14 protein-coding genes and 2 CRISPR repeat arrays (1 of these 16 only partly in view) are annotated in these 22,134 nt (G+C 48.8%); of the genes, 10 read left to right on the forward strand and 4 right to left on the reverse strand.

From position 1 onward, the window contains the following. The 4 genes from cas12k to H6G00_RS17820 form a co-directional block, all read left to right on the forward strand. The coding region (gene cas12k / locus H6G00_RS17805) for a type V CRISPR-associated protein Cas12k (RefSeq protein ID WP_199318566.1) at positions 1-888 on the forward strand (888 nt) is incomplete at its 5' end. Between the two features lie 423 nt (positions 889-1,311). Beyond that, positions 1,312-1,589: a CRISPR direct-repeat array (repeat unit 37 nt; unit sequence GTTGCGATCGGCATTTCGGCATTAGGCAGATTGAAAG). Between the two features lie 501 nt (positions 1,590-2,090). Beyond that, the gene (locus tag H6G00_RS17810) at positions 2,091-3,983 is read left to right on the forward strand and encodes a Mu transposase C-terminal domain-containing protein (protein WP_190797777.1); all 1,893 of its coding nucleotides are present in this window, start codon (positions 2,091-2,093) and stop codon (positions 3,981-3,983) included. A 6-nt stretch (positions 3,984-3,989) separates the two neighbouring features. Continuing rightward, positions 3,990-4,940 carry an ATP-binding protein gene (locus tag H6G00_RS17815; RefSeq protein ID WP_190797778.1) on the forward strand — a complete coding sequence of 317 codons (951 nt, stop codon included), beginning with the start codon at positions 3,990-3,992 and terminating at the stop codon, positions 4,938-4,940. A gap of 64 nt (positions 4,941-5,004) precedes the next feature. Next, a complete protein-coding gene (locus H6G00_RS17820) occupies positions 5,005-5,514 on the forward strand; it encodes a TniQ family protein (protein WP_190797779.1) in 510 nt (169 codons plus the stop codon). 53 nt (positions 5,515-5,567) lie between these two features. On the opposite strand, the gene H6G00_RS17825 is transcribed toward H6G00_RS17820, so the two are convergent. The 3 genes from H6G00_RS17825 to H6G00_RS17835 form a co-directional block, all read right to left on the reverse strand. After that, positions 5,568-7,721 carry an NACHT domain-containing protein gene (locus tag H6G00_RS17825; protein WP_190797780.1) on the reverse strand — a complete coding sequence of 718 codons (2,154 nt, stop codon included), beginning with the start codon at positions 7,719-7,721 and terminating at the stop codon, positions 5,568-5,570. A 2-nt stretch (positions 7,722-7,723) separates the two neighbouring features. Further along, positions 7,724-8,134 (reverse strand): hypothetical protein, encoded by a 411-nt coding sequence (locus H6G00_RS17830; protein ID WP_190644043.1) that lies wholly within the window; start codon positions 8,132-8,134, stop codon positions 7,724-7,726. A 132-nt stretch (positions 8,135-8,266) separates the two neighbouring features. Then, positions 8,267-8,518: a helix-turn-helix domain-containing protein gene (locus tag H6G00_RS17835; RefSeq protein ID WP_190678456.1), complete on the reverse strand. Its 252-nt coding sequence runs from the start codon at positions 8,516-8,518 to the stop codon at positions 8,267-8,269. Positions 8,519-8,618: 100 nt separating this feature from the next. Between H6G00_RS17835 and H6G00_RS17840 the strand changes: the two genes are divergently transcribed. From H6G00_RS17840 to H6G00_RS17855, 4 genes are all read left to right on the forward strand, one after another. Continuing rightward, on the forward strand, positions 8,619-9,275 hold the full coding sequence (locus H6G00_RS17840) for a hypothetical protein (protein WP_190797781.1): 657 nt from the start codon (positions 8,619-8,621) through the stop codon (positions 9,273-9,275). A 134-nt stretch (positions 9,276-9,409) separates the two neighbouring features. Then, a complete protein-coding gene (locus H6G00_RS17845; protein ID WP_190797782.1) occupies positions 9,410-9,949 on the forward strand; it encodes a hypothetical protein in 540 nt (179 codons plus the stop codon). Between the two features lie 388 nt (positions 9,950-10,337). Beyond that, positions 10,338-11,105 carry a hypothetical protein gene (locus H6G00_RS34790; RefSeq protein WP_199318567.1) on the forward strand — a complete coding sequence of 256 codons (768 nt, stop codon included), beginning with the start codon at positions 10,338-10,340 and terminating at the stop codon, positions 11,103-11,105. Between the two features lie 386 nt (positions 11,106-11,491). Next, on the forward strand, positions 11,492-14,284 hold the full coding sequence (locus H6G00_RS17855; protein ID WP_190797783.1) for a pentapeptide repeat-containing protein: 2,793 nt from the start codon (positions 11,492-11,494) through the stop codon (positions 14,282-14,284). A gap of 243 nt (positions 14,285-14,527) precedes the next feature. Here the strand turns inward: H6G00_RS17855 and H6G00_RS17860 are convergent, their stop codons facing one another. After that, positions 14,528-14,728, reverse strand: coding sequence for a hypothetical protein (locus H6G00_RS17860; protein ID WP_190797866.1), 201 nt, complete (start codon positions 14,726-14,728; stop codon positions 14,528-14,530). 114 nt (positions 14,729-14,842) lie between these two features. Between H6G00_RS17860 and H6G00_RS17865 the strand changes: the two genes are divergently transcribed. Together H6G00_RS17865 and H6G00_RS17870 are read left to right on the forward strand one after the other, a co-directional pair. Continuing rightward, complete coding sequence (locus H6G00_RS17865) at positions 14,843-16,690, forward strand: 3'-5' exonuclease (RefSeq protein WP_190797784.1); 1,848 nt, start codon at positions 14,843-14,845, stop codon at positions 16,688-16,690. 70 nt (positions 16,691-16,760) lie between these two features. Beyond that, positions 16,761-17,258 (forward strand): ribonuclease III domain-containing protein, encoded by a 498-nt coding sequence (locus H6G00_RS17870; protein WP_190797785.1) that lies wholly within the window; start codon positions 16,761-16,763, stop codon positions 17,256-17,258. 44 nt (positions 17,259-17,302) lie between these two features. Further along, positions 17,303-22,134: a CRISPR direct-repeat array (repeat unit 37 nt; unit sequence GTTCCAATCCTCACCCAGCCCGAAAGCTGGGCGCTAC) (it continues 679 nt past the right edge of the window).

Here is a 22,134-nt window from a genome sequence, read left to right on the forward strand (position 1 = left end):
CAACACTCATCTAGCTTATTTACACTGCGGTCTGGACGAATCGCATGGCAGGAGGGTAGAAACGAAGGGCATCCTTGGAGAGCACATCGGTTGATTTTATCCTGTGCTGTAGATACCGATACTTGGACTCAAGAAGGTACAGAACAAATCCGGCAAAGAAAAGCTAATGAATGTACAAAAGTTATTGCTGGTACTAAAGCTAAAGAGAATTTGAACGAGAACCAGGAAGCGTTCATTAGAAAACGGGAAAGGATGCTAGCTCTGCTTGATAGTCCATTTCCTCGTCCCAACCGCCTTCTTTACCAAGGGCAGCCATCAATCCTAGCAGCGGTAAGCTATGGACTTGATAAACCTGCTACTCTCGCAATCGTCGATATTAGAACTGGAAAGGCTATCACCTATAGAAGTATCCGCCAGCTGTTAGGAGAGAATTATAAGCTTCTCAATCGATACCGTCTGCGACAACAGCGCAATGCTCATGAGCGACACAACAATCAGCAAAAAGGTGCATTCAATCAACTTAGAGAATCTAATGCAGGAAAACATTTAGACCGTTTAATAGCTCATGAAATTTTAGCAATCGCTCAAAAACATCAAGTTAGCAGTCTTGTGTTGCCCGACCTCGGCAATATTCGAGAGGTTATCCAAAGTGAGATCCAGGCTAGAGCAGAGCAAAAAATTCCTGGCTCCATAGAACAACAGCGACAATATGCCCTTCAGTACCGTGCAAATATCCATCGTTGGAGATACGCTCAACTGAGCGAGTTTATCCAAAGCCGAGCTGCTCAAATTGGCATCTCTATCGAGATCGTGAAACAACCACTTGTAGGAACTCCCCAAGAAAAAGCCAAAGACTTAGCGATCGCAGCCTACCAATCTCGAAAATAAAACTACTTGCAATCAGTTCAAATGTACTGTATAAATTAGATGCGCCATAGTTCATGCCAGAAATGGTCTCTGTGCTATTGCTAAAAGGCTAGTTTGACTATTGGAAGGTGGTCATGCTTTCTGGCTTTGGTTAACTGTCCACCTCGAAGTTGGGTGCGCTCCCAGCAAGAAGGTGCGGGTTTACCGCAGTGGTGGTTAACCGTTCTCACCTCCGAGCAAGGAGGAATCTACCTTAACCCTTAAAATTTGGCAAACCGAAGCAAGGGCAAAAATCCTGGAAGGTTTGACAGTTCATATTTAGTCAACGTTTCAAGGATTTTTCACCAGTTGAAGGCGCTTTTGAGTTTCTCAAAAGCCGACTTAGAAAGGAGGTTTGCCAAAAGCGTAGCTGAAAGCTTTAGTGGAATTGATTTTCCAGCACTCCAGTTGCGATCGGCATTTCGGCATTAGGCAGATTGAAAGATGATTTGAGGTTTTTGTGGGAGGGTGGCGCTTACACAGTTGCGATCGGCATTTCGGCATTAGGCAGATTGAAAGCATCAAGCACATCAGCTTGCATCCTTATCCCAGTGCAGGTTGCGATCGGCATTTCGGCATTAGGCAGATTGAAAGGACTAAGGAACCTCCGAACGCCCTAGCATTTGTTAGGAGTTGCAATCGCCATTTTGGCATTAGCATTTTGGCATCAGGCAAATTGAAGATTGAGGTTTAGAAGAATTTGATGAAGCTGGTTTCTTCTAAGGGAAAACTTACGCTAAAGTTTTGTACAGGGTAGATTGAAAGGCGCACCTTGTTCGGGATTGTTAGCTTCAACTCTCAGTAGAGTTGGTCTCATGGCTGTCAAAAAGTACAGTGACAATAAAGCGTTAACGACCAGGTAAAGGTGTTTGACGACAGTAAAGTGTTAACAGTGACATGAATTTGCTAACGATGACATGAACTTGTTAACGATGTCAAATAAAGTGTTATTCGATGTCCATTAAAGAATTAATTTCCACTTTAAAGCGATAACTTCACTTTCGGAAGTGGGCGCATAATTAGCTTCAAAGCTCCATTCAATAAGGCTTTGAAGCTAATTATGCGTCTTTTTGTCTTGTCAACGATCTTTAAATCAAACTACTTCCCAAATTTGCAACCATCATTATATTCTTTAAATCAAACTACTTCACTTTTTATAGTGTCTCAGGAGGACTTTTAGGTATATGGAAAACGACTCAGAAAATTGCCGTGCTGCTGACGGTTTGGGACTAGAACGGGCACAACAGGGCAATCCCCCTATGCTTCTTAATGAAGTTTCAAATGAGCTTCAGCAGGAGATCGACCTAATTGACGCTATTCTTCAAGCACCTGACAAAAAGGCTCGAAGGGAAGCTATTCTTCAGGCCGCCGAAACGCTCGGAAAGACCACCCGAACCATACGGTCGAAGATGAAAAACGTTCAGGATGAGGGAGTTGCTATTCTTGCAGTTGGTCGTAAAGACAAGGGGCAGTTTCGCATTCCTGAGCAGTGGTTCAAATTTATCGTAAAGATTTACGAGTGGGGACAACGAGAAGGTTCTCGAATCAATACAAGAGGGGTTCATGTTCATTTAGTTGCCCTAGCATCTCAAGGAGAAGCATTACGGGATAAGAAATACGCCAATGGATTTAAGGGCTATCCAAAAGTACTTGAAGATTTAATAGTGGGAAAGCATCCCTCTCATCCAACTGTTTATAAAGTTGTTAATTTTCATCTCGAACAAACAAATAAGAATGTTCGTCACCCCGGTTCACCTGCGGAAGGACAAATTATTCAAACTACTGAAGGAATTATAGAACTGACTCACAGCAACCAGGTTTGGCAATGTGATCACACTAAACTTGACATTCTGCTGGTCGATGCTGACAGGGAAGTAATTTTGGAGTGGGATGATGACAAGAAGAAAGACATTCTTGGTCGTCCCTACTTAACCTTGATTATGGATAGCTACTCCGGCTGTGTTGTAGGGTTTTATTTGGGCTTTGAAGCCGCAGGTTCTCATGAAGTGGGTTTAGCCTTACGTCACGCTATATTGCCTAAGCAATATGGGTCAGAATACGAACTTCAGCAGGAATGGCAAGTTTTTGGGAAGCCAGTGATTTGGTTAACCGATCGGGCTAAGGAATTCAAATCCAATCACCTGAAACAAATATCGATGCAGCTAGGCTTCAAACGCCGTTTGAGGGCTTTTCCATCAGCAGGTGGGTTGATTGAATCTATTTTCGACAAGATTAATAAGGAACTCTTATCTCATCTTCCAGGCTATACTGGGTCGAACGTTAAAGAACGTCCCAAGGAAGCTGAGAAGTACGCTTGTCTGACGCTTGATGAGCTAGAGAAGCTGTTGGTAAGATACTTTGTTGATCATTACAACCAACACGATTATCCAAGAGTAGCCAATCAAAAGCGGGTGGAGCGATGGAAAGCGGCACTCTTAGCAGACCCAGAGGTACTGAGTGAACGTGACCTTGACATCTGCCTCATGAAGACTGCTAAATGCAAAGTTCAAAAGCATGGCAGTGTTCAATTTGCGACTTTAGTGTATCAGGGAGACTGTTTAGTAGACTATGAGGGAGATTACGTCTCTCTTAGGTATGATCAACGCAACATCCTTACACTTTTAGCTTATACGTTCCCAAAACATGATCGACCAGGAGAATTGATTGGTGCTGTTCATGCAAGAGATGAAGAGAAGGAGCAGCTTTCTCTGGAAGAACTGGAGTGGACAAAGCGAAAATTGAAGAAACAGGGTAAGGAGGTTGACCGTAACTCAATCTGGGCTGAACGGCTAGGCTTGTATGGGTTTGTGGAGGAGAAGCGGAAATCCAAGCGGCAGCGTCGTAGAAAAGCTCAGCAGCAACATAGCCAAGAAACTAATCAATCGCAGGTGGTTGAGCTATTTCCTCAAAACGTTGCTCCTGAGAATCAGCCGGAGGTTCAGGAAAATATAGCCTCTACTGCTGATCAACACCAAACTGATATTGTAGAGTCTACATATACACCAGCAAGTTCAGAGTCGATCGCACCTGATGTTGTTGCCTACGATTGGAGTCAACTTTTAGAGGATAACTGGTAGATTTCAATGGTGCAGTCTAACGCAGTTCCACAACCAGGAAATGAGGCTAGGCAAGCAGCGATCGAGCCTCAAACTATTGCAGTACCGCAACCTGCACCAGTTCGACCTTTTGCTGAACCCGATCGATCGCCTGAAGTTCAGCAGGAGGTCGATCGGGTTCGCAGTAGCGATACTTATCGGCATGTATCTCGTGATGTAGCGTTGTTCAGTTGGCTCAATTCACAACGAGATTCACGATCGAATGGGTACATCGTTGGGGCTAATTTTGCAGATTTACGGAAAGCTTGTCAGTTTTATCGACTTCAATATGTTCGGAGAAAAGGTGTTCTCTACACAATTCCAATGCCGATTGCCTATGCCGAAGTTGAACAGCACGGTTCTCCGATTGATCTGTTTATCGCCATTCTGGAATCACTTGGAAGCCCATTTGCAGAGATTGGACCGCTAAAAGATATTAGATCACGTACTTTAGGTACACTCAAATCTTTTGGAGTCAAAATTCTGATTGTTGGTAATGCAGATTGTTTATCGTATGAATCCTACAATGAGCTTGTACGGCTTACCTGGAAGTTAAAAATTCCAGTGATTCTTGCAGGCTCACTGTACCTGAGTGAAATCTTTAGTAATTTCCTGAAGCGTCGGGGTAAGCGGTATAGGGATATCTACAACAATTTTCTAGACTTTCACGAGTATCAATCTTTTCAAAAGGGTGAGATTCAGCAGTTAGTTGCAAGTTGGGAGAACCAAGTGCTGAATTCTTGGACTCAAAAACTGGATTTAATTAGTATTGCTGGTGTTCCTGATTTTCTTCACCATCGCTGTGAAGGACAAGCAGAACCACTGTACGAAATTCTCCGCAAAATAGCAGTTTTTAAGTTAGATAACCCTTCTTATCAATTTAATAAAGCCAATATTGAGAAGATGCTTTCGTCGAGAATGATACCGAATCGATCTTAGAAAAGATCAGTTCACAAAATTCTTTGGCTCTGGATTTGCAGAACCAGGTCTGGATGGGCACTGTATGGAAAACGACGAGTTTGATTTACCGCGTTGGTGTCCTGAACCCCACGAGGGAGAGAGTATTGCCAGCTATCTCGTGCGTTTTCGTTCTCAAGAAATTACCCAAATATCTGCACCTAGTAGCTTTAGTAAAGCGATCGGATTAGGGATCGCATTAACTCGGTGGGAAAAGTTCCGCTTCAATCCTTTTCCAAGTGCTGAGGAAATAGAGAGGTTTTGTAGCTTTGTGGGCTTAGAAGTAGAAAAATTCGTTGCTATGCTTCCACCCCAAGGGGAGCGAATGAAGTTAGAACCGATCCGGTTGTGTGCGGCTTGCTATGCAGAAGCTCCCTATCATCGACTTGAATGGCAGTTTCAGTCAACGGCAGGGTGTAGTCAGCACAGGCTTCGTCTCCTTTCAAAGTGTCCTGGGTGTGAAAAACCCTTTACAATTCCTGCTTTGATGATAGAGGGGAAATGTCGGTGTGGAATGCCTTACAAGAGAATGGTGAAGAGGCAAAAGCCCTATTAGCCTTTTTTGCTGTATTTTGCTCCAGCGTGGTTATAGGGTAAGAAGTAGCCGTGCTACCTTTTGTGAATCAAGGGGCCTAAGTACATTGCGGCAAAGTAGTCTTGCAAGTATTTGTGGATAAATCGATAACGTCCTCCAATGCGTTGAAGGAAGAGACGTTCGGTACTGTAGTTAAGAAAACGGGCATAGTTCCAGGGAATTTGCTTATTTTGGTACAGCAGTAGGCGAAGAGCAAGGTGTTTGATGCATACTTTTCCACCGAAAACCAGCCCCAGAGCTAGCCCCAAAATCAGCCCTAGAATTAGCCCGCCAGTCGAATCGGTTAAATTGCCCGTTGAACTACTAATTACTGCAAAAAACAGTCCCAAAACCAGCCCACCACCCAGTCCAAAAATTACAGAATTTTTAGACGAACGCCTAATTCCCTGATTTGGACTAATTTTTAGTTCTACTGTCTCTCTAACTAATCCAGAAGTTAGCCCAACAATTAACCCAAATATTGACCCAACACTCAAACCATCACGCAACCCAATAATTAGCCCATCACGCAACCCAAAAATTAACCCAATACTCAAACCGATCATTGGACCAAAAATTAGCCCAATGATTAGTCCATTGTGTAGAAAACTGTGCCAAGACCACTTCAAAGTTTCTACAGGTTTAACATCAGCATATAGCCCACCGATTAGCCCAAAAATCAATCCAAGAATCAGCCCAACAATCAGCCCAACAATTCGCTCACCACTCAACCAACAAAAGAATGTAAGAATCAGCCCAACAATCAGCCAATCGTGTAAAAAACTGTGCCAAGACCATCTTGAGGCTTTTTCACGTTTAACATCACTAATCAACCCAACACTTAGTTTGCCAATTAGCCCACCAACCAGCCCACCAATTAGCCCACCGACCAGTCCACCAGCTAGTCCAAAAATTAGCCCAACAATCAGCCCAAGGATTAGCTCAAGAACTAGCCCTACGGGTAACTCAGCACTTAATACACCGATCACCCCACCCATTAGCCCAAAAACTAACCCAAAGATTAGCCCAAAGATTAGTCCAAAAATTGACTGGTATAGCCATTCTTGCCTCCTTGGCAGCATTAAAGGCTGTAGCTCCTCAATTAGGAACTCAGTCTGCGATCGCACTTCCATCTGGCGAGCCATCCAGATCAACCATCCTCTGGTTTCCCTAGCGGTAGGGGACTTACGTTTGCCATAAGCCCGACTCTCAAATTGACGATGCAGCATCCGCTCAACATAGGCATCTAGCAGAAACTGGAGCGGGTCACTAGCATTCTGGAGTTGCTGCCACTGCTTATCTGAATTTTGGGGATAAGTTAATAGGGCGATACTTAGCAGGAGAGGCGATCGCACTAGGTTTAATAGATCTGGATGCTGGGAAAGTATCCGCCATAGAAGAGGGCGATCGAGCTGGGTCAGGTAGGCTTGGATTTGTTCATCGCTTAGCTCCTTCAGACAAATCGCTCCATTCAATTTCAGCCGATTAGTCAAGTTCCCGTATTCTGCTAATCGACTACAAACTGTGATATAGAGAGGCGAAGATTCTGAACTCAAGAACTCATTAATACGAATAATGCAACTTTCCTGCCGTTCAGATGCAACCTCATCTAACCCATCCAGCAAGGGCAGCAATTTGCGATCGCTGACCCACTGGCGAGCCAGTTTCAGGCTTACTCCATACTTTAATTTCAGTTCTGCAACTATCCACTCTCGAATTGGTTGCTTTTCATCTTTCCAAGTGGATAGGTTCAGGATGATAGGAATTGGCTGATGAACGTCTGCCTGCGATCGCTCCAGCAGAACCTTTGCCAGATCTAGTAGGGTTGTGGTCTTCCCGGCTCCTGGTTGCCCCAGAATCAGCAGCTTTCCCGTGATAGCAGGGGCATCGAAGACTTGGGCAATGGTCTGATCGGTTGGAAGAGGAGTCGGAGGTTTTAAGCCAATGCGGAGTTCTCGCTCCCAAGGGCGGTTGACCTGCTCTGGCTGCGTTTCCTTCTCCAAGTTAATTAGGACAGCATAATGAAGGGATTGCTCTAAGCGAGAAACAACCTCATCTTCTACAGCTCGTAGCAGCAGCAGTTCCTCACAGGGACGGGTGGGAGCTTCTCGCCCCTGAAGCAGGACATTTCCTTGAACTTGCTCAATGTTGATCTGATCCCGTCCCCGATTGTCGTACTGTCGGCTCATTATTAGGAACCGCCGATTGTAGGGTTACCCTGAATAGTTTCTATGTTGATCTGATCACGACCGTAATTGCTATAAGCTCGATTGGAAACTGACTGGTTCTGAATATTGATTATCTGCTGAGCCACTTGCCGAATATCAGCCGCAAATGCTTCATCCTCCATCATTTCCAGATCTAGGTACTTGCTGACTTTATCAAGGGTAGCTGGAGTCCCTTGAGTTTCTACCTCTACAAGAGCGGCTTCGGCTCGCGAATTGCCCTTAAACTTAGCTTGGATTTTGTCCCGTAAACTCTTGACGAGACTCCCGGTGGCTTCTAGGGATTTCTTTGCCAATTCCCCTGCCCCAGATTTAACGAATTCATCGAAGGCGAGTTTTGCAATGGCACTTGCAGCTAATGCAGTGGCAGGATCCATAGCAGCAATTTTAGATAAGGGTTAAAAATTACGAGTGGAACAAAAAGCTTCCTCTGCTATAGCACAACCTATCCAAGAAGAGATAAAGCTAGCAAAAAACTTTACCTTTCTAGCATCTGATGAAAAAACAGCTTAAATAACATCTTCTACCTCAATTCCGTACTGAATGAAAAGATCGGAGATTGTGATATTTAATGCTGCTGCCAGCTTTTCAATATTGTCAAGGGACGGGTTGACCTCCCCTCGTTCAACATCCGAAATATAAGTTCGATGTAGCTCAGCCAGTTCTGCCAGCTCTTCTTGAGAAATATCTAACTCTCGCCGTCGCCGCCGGATCGCTTTGCCAAATCGTTGCCTGATGGGTTGTTTGCTACTTTCCGTCACCGCACAATACTCATAGAATGCGGATGACAGGTCTACAGGCAACAGACTAAGTTTTGTAGTCTTTGGGCTACAATTTAGCCAATCGCTTTTACACAACCAAATGACGATTCAAATTACGCTGGAACGGCGACAGTTCCGGCTGTATCCTACGGAGCGCGCTCTCGCTAAAGCTTCTGGGAGTAGAGATGCTGCACGCCTCCAATTGGAATCTCAACTCGAAGGCAGACAACTCCCCTATAACCCGGATGATCCTATCTCGATCGAGGAAGATTCACTGAAATGGATGGTTCGTAAATACTCCGAGCAGCTAATGTACCAACCGCTGGAGGAGATGCAGTACTGGTTCACCCATTCCAGCGGTGTGTTCCTAGAACCTGGTTATCCTCCTCTGTTCTACAGCCAGGCAGGAAAGGAGTCGCTATCAGCTAACAAAAGTGCAGTTGCAGGGGTAGGTGAAGGAATCGCTGGTTATTTGATGCAGCGGTACTATCGTGCTCATAAGCTTGCTAGACCTAACCAGGACTACCCTGACATTGTGATGGAGGGAAACGGCAACACCTATCTTGTGGAGTCCAAAGCGACTACTAGCTCTCTTAAAAGGATTAAAACTGTGCTTGAGAAAGAGCTAATTCGCATGACTATTCACACTGCTACCTGCGCTGGATTAGATACTAGACCCGTCATAGGTGTCTTGATGGGTACTGTCTTAGTTGATGAATTGCACTACCACTGCTGTATTACAGAGGTTAGAGCATGAGGTTCAAAGTTCTATCCCAGGAAGAGTTTGTCCTACGTGAGATCGTGAAATTGGTCTGCTACCTTAAAAAGCAGCAATTGGAGGACTACAGCAGCAGCTTGGAGTGGAGCTTAGTTGAATTGGTGCGAAGTTCAATGCGGCAACTTGCCCAGAGTGGCAAGTTTCGTAGAGACAGTACGCTTTTAGAAGCTGCGATCGAGGAGACCAATACAGAGATACAGGAACGTCTGAAAAAGGACAGAATTGACTTTGACTTTGACCCTTACTTTGCCATTGTCCGAAGAACACTGAAAGCTCTTGCTAAGGAGATGATCGAGTTAGGGGTGGAGTTAGGAAAATCTAGGAAATCGAACCGTATTGGTGAGCGACAAAAATTTGTAAGCGAAGCGCAAACTCCCTTTGAGGTGATTGAGCTAGGGCTACGCAATGCTATTGAAGGTTTAGTCGCTTTACCACTTGCAAAGGAATGTGTACTTGATCTAGAAAGAATTAAGCAAGATTACTCTGTGGAGGGTGAATGGTGCCCCTTTAGAGTCAGCACTGGCAATTTGAAATTTATAGTGGATGACGACGGAACGATTTCTATTTCATTGAGGAATCCTTCAGAAACAGTAGTTAAAGAAGCGAAAGAAGTACTGATAGCATTGGCAAGCCAAGTGTACGTAGGGAATTAGCTTAGCGTTGCGAGAATAATTTTCAGCGGTTGCGACGATTTTGGGGCGCGTTTAAGACATGGGGGCAAGAGTCTGAACAGGTGTGTGCAGTTTGACCCAGAAGGCAGCCTAGATGTGCTGTACGGAGCTAGAGCTTGCAACTTTCCAGTAGAAGCCGCGCAACTAGAGTAGAGGCAAAATAAAAGATCCAGCATTTCTGCTGGGTCGGATGTTTTCATGTAATTCAGAGTTCCCTCGGTAGGGGAAGAAGTAACAGACAACTGCCTTGCTGGGCCAAGTGTCAAAAAGTACTGAGGCTTCACGTACTCTTCATCGTTTTTAGTTCTGATGCTCGTGAATGTGCTGGTTATTTTGGGCAGGTTGAAAATGTCCAGGAATTTTAATCAGCATGAAATTTTTCTACACCCTATGCAATTTCTACTGGAACAGTCTTGATAGACTGCTGGGCGATCGAAAGACCTCCACCAAGCTTTTAGCCAAGATTCTGATCACTATAGCGGTATGCGTGTGGACTCCTACTGCTTTGCTAGCTTCAATCGTTAGGTCGCAAACTGAACCATCAGCTACAACAGCGGCAGAAACACCAGTGTCAGAAGCTACCACCGTCCCTGAACCTGTTCAAAGTCCATCTGAAGTAGCCCAAGCTGAGTCTGTGCCTGATCCTCAAGAAACCGTAGAAACCGAGACAGCACCCAATCCCTTCAATTTTCCCCGTTCAACTTGCGGTGATAGTTCATCTGGTTCAGATGACACTTGGTATCCGGTCTTTGTTGACAGCGGCAACTTAGAGTCTATCCGCAATAGCTACTGCGCTGATGCAGTGGCGACAAAGCGTGAAGATACAGGAGTTGAAACTGTTCAACTAGCAAGCTTCACCGATCGCAGTAGAGCAGAAGAGTTTGCTTCAGCAGTCAAAGGAGAAATTGGACAGCCATCACTGCCTGAAGAACCAGAAACACCATCCGCTAGCCAAACTCCATCAGAAGCAGTTAGTTCAGTCGAACAAAGCTGCGACCCTTCATATCCTGGAATCTGCATCTCGCCTAATGAAGGTGATTTGAATTGTGGAGATATCCCTTATCGACGGTTCCAGGTGTTACCTCCTGACCCACATGGTTTTGATAGAGAAGGGGACGGAATTGGCTGCGAATCGTAGTTGCCTAGCCAAATTTTCTATGGCACTCGAAAGGTGTGAGAAATTGAGTGTAGCTTGTTGAGGGGGCACTCCTAAAGGTGGTCATTTGGTGTCTTTGCCATGTCTATCTGACCACTGAAATCGAGTACTGGTCTCAGTGGCGATCGTTGCACTACTAGCGAAACTGGGAAGCTAGAGTCGGAGGATGCTTCTACAAACTTATAAGGACATTAGATGCTGAGTAAAGAGCAAATTGCTGAGATACTTTGCAGAACAAGGCTTTGATTGAGGGTCAGGACTATAACATCTACTCCATCCAACCGCTCAACGGTTTTTCAAAGTACTTGTTCTTCTATTAAGAACCAACAGTTAGACTCATATCAAAGCATTTAGCTTCTGAGAATACTATGAGTCGGGATGCTCTGGTTGTTGGGATCAATAGTTACGCTAATCTGTCCAACCTCTCTGCTCCCTCGGAGGATGCTGAGGCGATCGCCCAACGCCTAGAGCAAGACGGTGACTTTCAGGTGAAGCGACTGCCTGAAACGGTCAAAGATGGCAAGCTGCAAGTCGGCAAACAAACTCAAGTCACCCTACGGGAATTGCAGGAAGCACTGAAGCAGCTTTTCAAACCCGACAGCAAGCAGATTCCTGACAGTGCCTTGTTTTACTTCTCAGGTCATGGCTTACGGGTGGATTTAGGAGTCCAGGAAGGTTTTCTAGCAACCAGCGACATTAATCCTGAATTCAACTTCTTCGGGTTGCCCTTGCGATGGTTGCGGCAAATTCTAGATGAAAGCCCCATTCGGCAACAGATTGTCTGGCTGGACTGCTGTCACAGCGGAAGCTTAGTCAACGTTGCGGAAGCTGACCCAGGAGAACGGGGGCAAGCGCGCGATCGCTGCTTTATTGCTGCCTCCCGTGACTTTGAAACCGCTTGGCAGGATACCAACAGTACCTACAGCGTTCTGACCAAGGAGCTACTAGCAGGACTTGATCCGACTCGCCACCCCAACCGCTGGGTAACAAATTACAGTCTGGTAGATTTTCTCAACCAAGGGCTGCAAGGGGCAACCCAACGCCCTGTCTTCACCAACTTTGGAGAACCAATCAACCTGACTCGCTCCTGGCGAGAGACAGAAGCGATCGCAACAGCACCCTCTGAATCAGATATCTGTCCCTATAAAGGACTGCGGTATTTCGACTGCAACGAAGAGGACCCTAAGTACTTTCATGGACGAAGGGCACTGACTGACCAGCTCCTCGATCACGTCAGGCAAAGCAATTTTGTGGCGATCGTCGGTGCCTCTGGTAGCGGTAAGTCTTCAGTATTACGGGCAGGACTGCTCCATCAACTGAAACAGGGGCGACGGCTTTCGAGCAGCGACCAGTGGAAAATTTGCATTATCTTGCCGGGAGAACACCCACTTCAAGCTCTGGCTCAAGCCTTTGTCGATCCAGAAGCGTCAACGCTGGATCGGGCTGAGCAACTTGGCAAAGCTGAGGGTTTGCTGAAAGCAGGTGCAGACGGACTGCGGCGGCTCATACAGGTGTCAGGGGCAAGTCGAGTGGTGCTGGTAGTAGATCAGTTTGAGGAAGTGTTCACCCTCTGTCACGATTCAGCAGAACGTCAGCAATTTTTTCAATGTCTGCTGAGGGCTTTGGAAATTACCCCACAGCTCTGTCTAATTGTGGCAATGCGGGCTGACTTCTTTGGTAAGTGTCTAGAGCAGGAGTACAGTGGGTTGGCTCAACGGATTCAGCAGAACCTGGTATCGGTCACGCCCATGAGCGCAGCAGAACTAGAAACCGCCATTTTAGAGCCTGCTCGTCTCGTGGATCTGACCGTAGAACCAGAACTGGTTAGCCAAATCATTCAAGATGTAGCGAACGAACCCGCTAGTCTACCGCTAATGCAGTATGCGCTAACGGAACTGTGGAAGCAGCGGTTAGACAACCAACTTAAGCTCAGCCCCTATATCCAACTGGGAGGTGTGAGTGGAACGCTGCAAAAGCGGGCAACAGCAGTCTATGAGCAGCTATCCCCAGATCAACAACAGACTGCTAAGCACATCTTTCTAGCACTGACTCAACTCGGTGATGAAACTGCCGATACGCGCAGACGGGTGCTGAAGCAGAATCTGGTCACTGCTCAGCACCCCACTGAGCAAATTGATGCGGTGGTCAAACGACTGGCAGATGAAAATTTAATTGTGACCAGCGAACTGGTCGGTAAGAGTACAGATCAGGCACGTTTAGCAGTAGTGGATGTTGCCCATGAAGCCTTAATTCGACACTGGCCGCTATTACGTCAGTGGTTAGAGGTCGATCGCGACTATCTGAGACAAAAACAGCGAATTGAAACGGCGGCAGAAGAATGGCAGCTTAGAGACAACCCTAATGATTACCTATGGCAGGGCAAACTGCTTTCAAAAGCCGAAGCATTTCAGCAGAAACAAGCTGCAACTTTTTCACTATCTACAACAGCGGAACGATTTATTCAGCAGAGTCTGCACCAACGGCGTAACAATCGCTTAAAGTTAGTCGTTCTGGGCTTAATTGCTCCTTTGAGTCTAACAATCTACGTTGGCTTTCGACTTGCAGAATACTTTAGGCTGCGCCCCCACTGGGAAACAGTCAACTCCCACACTGAAGACAACCCAGCATCAGGACCTGCTCTGGTCAGAGCGTTAGAAGCGCTGAACCAATCTAGACAATCACTAGAAGGAATTTACCTCAGCACCGCCAACCTCAGCGGTGCCAACCTCGGCGGTGCTGACCTCGCTGAGTCCGACTTCAGCAGTGCTGACCTCAGCGAGTCTGACCTCTTCGACGCTGATCTCCGCAACGCTAACCTCCGCTCCGCCAACCTCTTCGAGGCTGACCTCAGCGATGCCAACCTCAGCGATGCCAACCTCTTTGACGACTTCCGCGACGATGACCCTAGCGGTGCCAACCTCGCTGAGTCCGACCTCAGTGGTGCCGACCTCAGCGAGGCTGACCTCCGCAACGCCAACCTCAGCGGTGCCGACCTCAACGGTGCTAACCTCAGCGAATCCGACCTCAGCGACACTATAAGTTGGACAGAAGAACAACTGAGAGCCGCGAAGCTCTGTCAAACTCTGCTTCCAGCAGGAACGAACTTGGACCCTAACCGAGACTGCAAAGAATTGGGTACAGAGCCTGAAACTCTTAAGTGATGCGATCGCCTCATTATCACTCGACGAAATTCAGGTAAAACCGATCGCTTCTACTTTTTGCGCCTTGAGAATAGCCCAATGCTCGAAAAAATGAGCACATTGGCTAGCATTTCCCACCAAGTACATCCCCATCGACTCGTACAAACTTCAGCAGTAGCAAGCAGTATCAGCACATCTACTTTCATCCATTGAATTAAGTCTATGGGTTACGCCGAGCGATCGCTAGGGCAAGGGGGCGATCGCCTACTCCGTCTCATCCTTCCATCCACACCCACATGTCCATAGAGCAAGCTGTTGATCCTGAGAACGCGCCTGCCCGCACTGAGGGCATTTGCCCGTAAACAAGGGATGCCACATGAGCAGTTCTAGCTGCTGGGCACGAGTCCAGCGCTGGGGAGGTTGAGGAACTAGCTCTTCAGAGTAGGTAGCGGGTGGGGTAGACATGGAGGAATGAAGGCGATCGCTCTATCAGATGAACGCTAAGTTACTGCATTGCTGCATTGTTCCCAAAGCAGTAGGGCATTCTGAGTAAAGTTTAGGTGACATCTCAGACCTCCTATGGCTACCTTAATTCCAGCCTTCAGCTCTCGTTCCCAATACATGACACCCGGAGAGCGGCGGCTTGCCCAGAGACTTGAACAGAAACTAGAAGACGATTATCTGCTCTGGTACGATGTCCCGGTCGGTGAAAAGCGGCTGCATCCAGACTTCATCCTCCTGCATCCGTTACGAGGATTGATTGTTCTGGAGGTTAAGGACTGGAAGCTTGACACCATTGGGCAAATCAATCCAGTTTCCGTCACGCTACTGACTGTCAACGGAGAGGAGAGGGTCAAGAACCCCGTAGCTCAAGCAAGAGGGTATGCCTTAGCCGTGAAGCAGGAACTAGAACGAGATCATCTGCTGGTGGAGTCAGCAGGGCACTACAAAGGTAAGCTTGCTTTCCCCGTTTCTCATGGGGTAATTCTTGCTAACATCACCCGCAAGCAGTTTGAATCGGTCGAGGGCTTAAATGAAGTCCTTGAGCCGAACCTGGTCATCTGTCAGGACGAGATGTATGAAAGTGTCGATGCAGGGGAGTTTCAGCAACGCCTCTGGAACTTCTGCACCTACAAATTTGGCGAACCGCTAACCCCTACCCAGATCGACCGCATCCGCTGGCATCTGTTTCCAGAAGTGCGAATTAGCGATCGCCCACTTGAAAGGGAGACATCCCAACCCGAAGCACTGGCTGTGCCCGACGTTCTTCGAGTGATGGATCTCTATCAGGAGCAGCTTGCTCGAAGCTTGGGCGACGGTCATCGCGTGGTGCATGGTGTAGCAGGTTCAGGCAAGACGCTGATTCTAGTCTACCGTTGCCTTCACCTTGCCCAACAAAGCGGTAAACCAATTCTGGTGCTGTGCTTTAATGTGACGCTGGCAGCCAAACTGCGATCGATGCTTCACGAAAAAGGGGTAGGCGATCGCGTCACCGTGCGCCACTTTCACGGCTGGTGTGGTGATCTGCTCCAGCAGTATGGGATGGCAAAACCTAGCTACAACCAGTTTCAGGGCGATGAATACGTTAGGGAACTGGTCAGGCGCGTAATTGGGGCAGTTGACAGCGGGAAAATCCCAGCGGGTCAATACGGAGCAGTCCTAATCGATGAGGGGCACGATTTCAGACCGGAATGGTTGAAGCTTACAGCCCAGATGGTAGATCCCAAAACGAGTTCATTCCTCCTGCTCTACGACGACGCTCAAAATCTCTACGGGGAAAAACGAGCTAAGAAATTCAGCTTCAAAAGCTGTGGCATTCAGGCTCAGGGGCGAACAACTATCTTCAAGATCAACTATCGCAATACGGCTGAGGTGCTGACAGTTGCCTACCAGTTTGCCAGAGAAGCAATGCTGCCAACCGATGGGCAGGAGGAAGATACCCCCATGCTGGTGAAACCTGAAAGCTCAATGCGTCATGGTGCAAAGCCTGTACTAATACGGCTACCCAACTTTAAGCAAGAGATAGACTACCTGGCTGAGCGATCGCAGCAGTTCCACGAACGGGGGACACCTTGGAACGAGATGGCAATCGTCTACCGCTCTAAGTTTATGGGCGATCGCATCTGTAGCCAATTGAAGCAAGCTCAGATCCCGGTGGAGTGGGTCAATGAAAATGGCAACAGCCGAGACTTCAAGCCAACTGAGCAGAGCATTAAGCTCATCACCATGCACTCCAGCAAGGGGCTAGAGTTCCCGGTTGTCTTTATCCCTGGAGTTGGCTATCTGCCGAGTCAGTACAGCACTCCAGAAGAAGAGGCGCGGCTGCTGTATGTGGCGATGACACGGGCGATCGATCAGTTGGTGCTGACGTGCGATCGGGACTCGGAGTTTGTGAAACGGGTTGAAGTGGCGTTGCAAGCAGTGTGAGCGCGATCAAAGAACAGTCCTGAGCAGGCTAGCTTAGGTGCTGCTGCCGCATTAATTTTCTTTAATACCTATGGACGTAACAACCGATCTGAAAAATCAGCTTTGTTTGCCAATGCTGCAAACCTACAACTTTGTTGAACTGGCGCTGTACCACAAGAGCTATATCAACGAAGCCTATGCTCAAGACCCGACAGAACGAAGTTGGATGCTTGTACAACACAGGCGCTTAGCTCACTTGGGCGACGGTATCATGAATACTGCTGTTACGGACTATCTTTTTTTCAAGTTTCTAAATGATGATGCGGGTATTCTCACTGAGAAATCTCAACCACTGAAAGAGCGAAAAGGAGCGGTTTTATATGCTCATGCTGTGGGGATAAACCGAGTCTGCTTTTTGGGCAATGGAATCAGCGATAGAGACAGGCAGGGAGATATGTTTGGAGAAATGTTTGAGGCGTTGATGGGAGCAATTTATCTAGGGAGCGATCGCAATTTCTCTATAGCTTGTGATTGGTTTCATGCTCAATGTGGTGCTGTCATTAAGAAGCAAATTGGTGAAAGTAAATAACTCTCATCAAAGTTGTTTGGCACCTCTCTAGTTGGTTGTAAGCCATTTCAATTTTCACCCAGCCTAAAGCTGAGCCTATCTAGAATTACCTTAAATATTGTTTGCGATTACTGTTCCAATCCTCACCCAGCCCGAAAGCTGGGCGCTACCTGGCTGACAAACCCGTGCCAACGGCGCTGTCCAGAGTTCCAATCCTCACCCAGCCCGAAAGTTGGGCGCTACTGAGTGGATGCTGTAACAGATTTAACAGTTGACTAGGTTCCAATCCTCACCCAGCCCGAAAGCTGGGCACTACGAGAAATCATCATCATGCCAACAGCACTTCAGACTGTTCCAATCCTCACCCAGCCCGAAAGCTGGGCGCTACAGCCGTCCGCACCGAATCTCAGCTAGAGACTCGCTTGTTCCAATCCTCACCCAGCCCGAAAGCTGGGCGCTACATCCGCCAACTTAGGATTGAGGCATGGCTTATAGCTGTTCCAATCCTCACCCAGCCCGAAAGCTGGGCGCTACTCAAGCCAATCAGTTACTCTGGCGAAAGATGGAGATGTTCCAATCCTCACCCAGCCCGAAAGCTGGGCGCTACCTAGACCCATCACAGCTATCGATTTGCATCCTTCTGTTCCAATCCTCACCCAGCCCGAAAGCTGGGCGCTACGTCTGACCCTTTGAAGGGCATGAGGCAAAACCATCTGTTCCAATCCTCACCCAGCCCGAAAGCTGGGCGCTACCGGGCACAACTGCGAGGAGATACACCCGAAAGCATAGTTCCAATCCTCACCCAGCCCGAAAGCTGGGCGCTACGCTGCGGCGATCGCCCAATCCGCCAAGCGTATCGGTTCCAATCCTCACCCAGCCCGAAAGCTGGGCGCTACCATCTAAGATCGCGTTGCCCTCCATTCTGGAAATTGTTCCAATCCTCACCCAGCCCGAAAGCTGGGCGCTACGCTCCGGGATGCCAAAAGCTTTACCTCGACTCTAGAGTTCCAATCCTCACCCAGCCCGAAAGCTGGGCGCTACCCTTAGATCCAGTCGTTCAATCTCATCTGTCTTCCCTGTTCCAATCCTCACCCAGCCCGAAAGCTGGGCGCTACGAGGTGAAGGGCTATCAGCCGATCGCCTTGACATGGTTCCAATCCTCACCCAGCCCGAAAGCTGGGCGCTACCTCGTTCTATTCGTTCTGATAGCCAATGGTGGAATGGTTCCAATCCTCACCCAGCCCGAAAGCTGGGCGCTACCGGGAATTTAGCGATCGTTGCGGCATCCGGAACGAGTTCCAATCCTCACCCAGCCCGAAAGCTGGGCGCTACACTGCTGCATCTGGCTGTATTAGGGGCACTTTCGGGTTCCAATCCTCACCCAGCCCGAAAGCTGGGCGCTACTTGCCAGTCATCTGCATCTGCCACTCTAAAGCGGGGTTCCAATCCTCACCCAGCCCGAAAGCTGGGCGCTACGCGATCGCTGCTTCTACAACGTTGCGATCGCCCGTGTTCCAATCCTCACCCAGCCCGAAAGCTGGGCGCTACAGCGTGTGACCAGGTGAATCCACCACCCGCCACATGTTCCAATCCTCACCCAGCCCGAAAGCTGGGCGCTACATTCACCATTGGCGCGCCGCGCATATCGCAACTAGGGTTCCAATCCTCACCCAGCCCGAAAGCTGGGCGCTACTCCCATGCCCTAGCTATCTTGAGCAAATCAGGGATGTTCCAATCCTCACCCAGCCCGAAAGCTGGGCGCTACTTGTACTTGTTCCGATTTCAGCGCAGCGATCGCTTGTTCCAATCCTCACCCAGCCCGAAAGCTGGGCGCTACAACCGCAATTGCAGCCGTTTGTAATGGACAAATGGTTCCAATCCTCACCCAGCCCGAAAGCTGGGCGCTACCTTCCCGCATATTTCCCACATCCCTGAAGTAATGGAGTTCCAATCCTCACCCAGCCCGAAAGCTGGGCGCTACTATAGGATTGTCGGGAACTAAATGACTGTATTGCGGTTCCAATCCTCACCCAGCCCGAAAGCTGGGCGCTACACAAGCGTAGTAATGAGCTAGTTGATACAGATATTGTTCCAATCCTCACCCAGCCCGAAAGCTGGGCGCTACCTGCGGTCTAGCCTCAATTCCCCATTGATGCCTGAGTTCCAATCCTCACCCAGCCCGAAAGCTGGGCGCTACGCGCAGCTTGCCGACGCGATCGCACGGGTGGAGGTTCCAATCCTCACCCAGCCCGAAAGCTGGGCGCTACCTGCGCCACATGATCCCTACCAGTCAATGGCTTGTTCCAATCCTCACCCAGCCCGAAAGCTGGGCGCTACGACGGGTATGATTTCTTCAGTTAGGCTCGGTAAAGGGTTCCAATCCTCACCCAGCCCGAAAGCTGGGCGCTACTCGCAATTCGTTGCTTTGATTCTAGCCTTGTGTAGTTCCAATCCTCACCCAGCCCGAAAGCTGGGCGCTACTTTGGAGTGTTTGCAGAGAACTGTTATCAGTGGATGTTCCAATCCTCACCCAGCCCGAAAGCTGGGCGCTACCTAGCCGCTGTGCAGCAAAGGTAAGTAATTGTTGTTCCAATCCTCACCCAGCCCGAAAGCTGGGCGCTACTCGAACGGTCAATAGACTAGACTAGCGCCTTTTCATGTTCCAATCCTCACCCAGCCCGAAAGCTGGGCGCTACCAGAGGTTGCATAAATCCTTACCCTTGCTGGGTGAGTTCCAATCCTCACCCAGCCCGAAAGCTGGGCGCTACCCATTAACGGATCGTTGATGTTGTTGGGCAGGCTTGTTCCAATCCTCACCCAGCCCGAAAGCTGGGCGCTACGAGATTAACTGGCTCGCTTGCCCTCCACCGCGAAAGTTCCAATTCTCACCCAGCCCGAAAGCTGGGCGCTACATGTGGCGATCGGGCACCCATTCTGTGTGGAGATGGTTCCAATCCTCACCCAGCCCGAAAGCTGGGCGCTACGTAAGCAGCCATTAGAGTGACACCTTAAGGTAAGGGGGTTCCAATCCTCACCCAGCCCGAAAGCTGGGCGCTACCCGATGCATTCTCAGGATCAAAGATCACAGGGTTAGTGTTCCAATCCTCACCCAGCCCGAAAGCTGGGCGCTACATTGATTTTGTTTAGAGCTTCTTGGAGATTAGATGTTCCAATCCTCACCCAGCCCGAAAGCTGGGCGCTACTAGATAAAATCCAATGCTTTGCCGATGCATTTTTGTTCCAATTCTCACCCAGCCCGAAAGCTGGGCGCTACCAGATTCGCCTGAGTAGGCTTGCCCACTAGCTGTTGTTCCAATCCTCACCCAGCCCGAAAGCTGGGCGCTACTCTAGAGCGTCGGCACGGCAGGTATCGGGGTTGATGTTCCAATCCTCACCCAGCCCGAAAGCTGGGCGCTACCCAGTGTTCTTAGCCCGTCAACGCTTGCGTAAGTAGTTCCAATCCTCACCCAGCCCGAAAGCTGGGCGCTACCCATGAAAGAATCCGCTCACCATTTACTTGAGGAGTTCCAATCCTCACCCAGCCCGAAAGCTGGGCGCTACTAGTTGTTGCCAGGTTTGTGCAGGTGAGGGAGAAAAGTTCCAATCCTCACCCAGCCCGAAAGCTGGGCGCTACCTAACTAGTTGGGCTGTTTCAGTGGTAGAGAAGGTTCCAATCCTCACCCAGCCCGAAAGCTGGGCGCTACACAAAATTACTAACTGAAGCGCCTTGACCGATGACGTTCCAATCCTCACCCAGCCCGAAAGCTGGGCGCTACTTCGGGCTTTTTAAGTTCTTCCTCAACTAGTTGTTGTTCCAATCCTCACCCAGCCCGAAAGCTGGGCGCTACGTAGCGTTGTAGATGCTTGGTGTATTCCCGCGTGGTGTTCCAATCCTCACCCAGCCCGAAAGCTGGGCGCTACTCGCCAATGGTGTGCTAGCAACCTGCGACCTAAAAGTTCCAATCCTCACCCAGCCCGAAAGCTGGGCGCTACACCGACGATAGCCCTATCAAGCCGTTGGCACATTGTTCTAATCCTCACCCAGCCCGAAAGCTGGGCGCTACGGCTCTGCCTCGTTTTTTAGCAGCTTTATCCCATGTTCCAATCCTCACCCAGCCCGAAAGCTGGGCGCTACTTAAGCAAAAACAAGCCTGAGTTCAGTTTAATCGGTTCCAATCCTCACCCAGCCCGAAAGCTGGGCGCTACACAAAAAACTTGACCAGCTTTTTGGAGCAAAAAATGTTCCAATCCTCACCCAGCCCGAAAGCTGGGCGCTACGTCACACCACAGACCCCAACGATTCCCGTAACAGGGTTCCAATCCTCACCCAGCCCGAAAGCTGGGCGCTACACACTGTAATTTTACCGATCTCCTTACGCACTAAGGTTCCAATCCTCACCCAGCCCGAAAGCTGGGCGCTACAGTTCCGCCAAAAAAAGCGTTGTCTACTTGGCTTGTTCCAATCCTCACCCAGCCCGAAAGCTGGGCGCTACATCGGACTTTGAGCGAGGAGAGTTGGGGAGGAAGGTGTTCCAATCCTCACCCAGCCCGAAAGCTGGGCGCTACCTGGATTAGATCCGATTCGAGTGACAACACCGCCAATGTTCCAATCCTCACCCAGCCCGAAAGCTGGGCGCTACTTTGTGACAAAAAAACCTCTAACCCTCGCAGTAGTGTTCCAATCCTCACCCAGCCCGAAAGCTGGGCGCTACGTTAGCCGATTGCAATAGTCACCACCCTGCGTATGTTCCAATCCTCACCCAGCCCGAAAGCTGGGCGCTACCCTTGTCTATTTTTTCGCTCAACCAATGATGGAAGGGTTCCAATCCTCACCCAGCCCGAAAGCTGGGCGCTACTTCAGCGTCTAACTCAAACCCGCGTTTCTCAGGTGTTCCAA

This window comes from Leptolyngbya sp. FACHB-541 (genome assembly GCF_014695875.1).
Taxonomy (GTDB): domain Bacteria; phylum Cyanobacteriota; class Cyanobacteriia; order Elainellales; family Elainellaceae; genus JAAUTN01.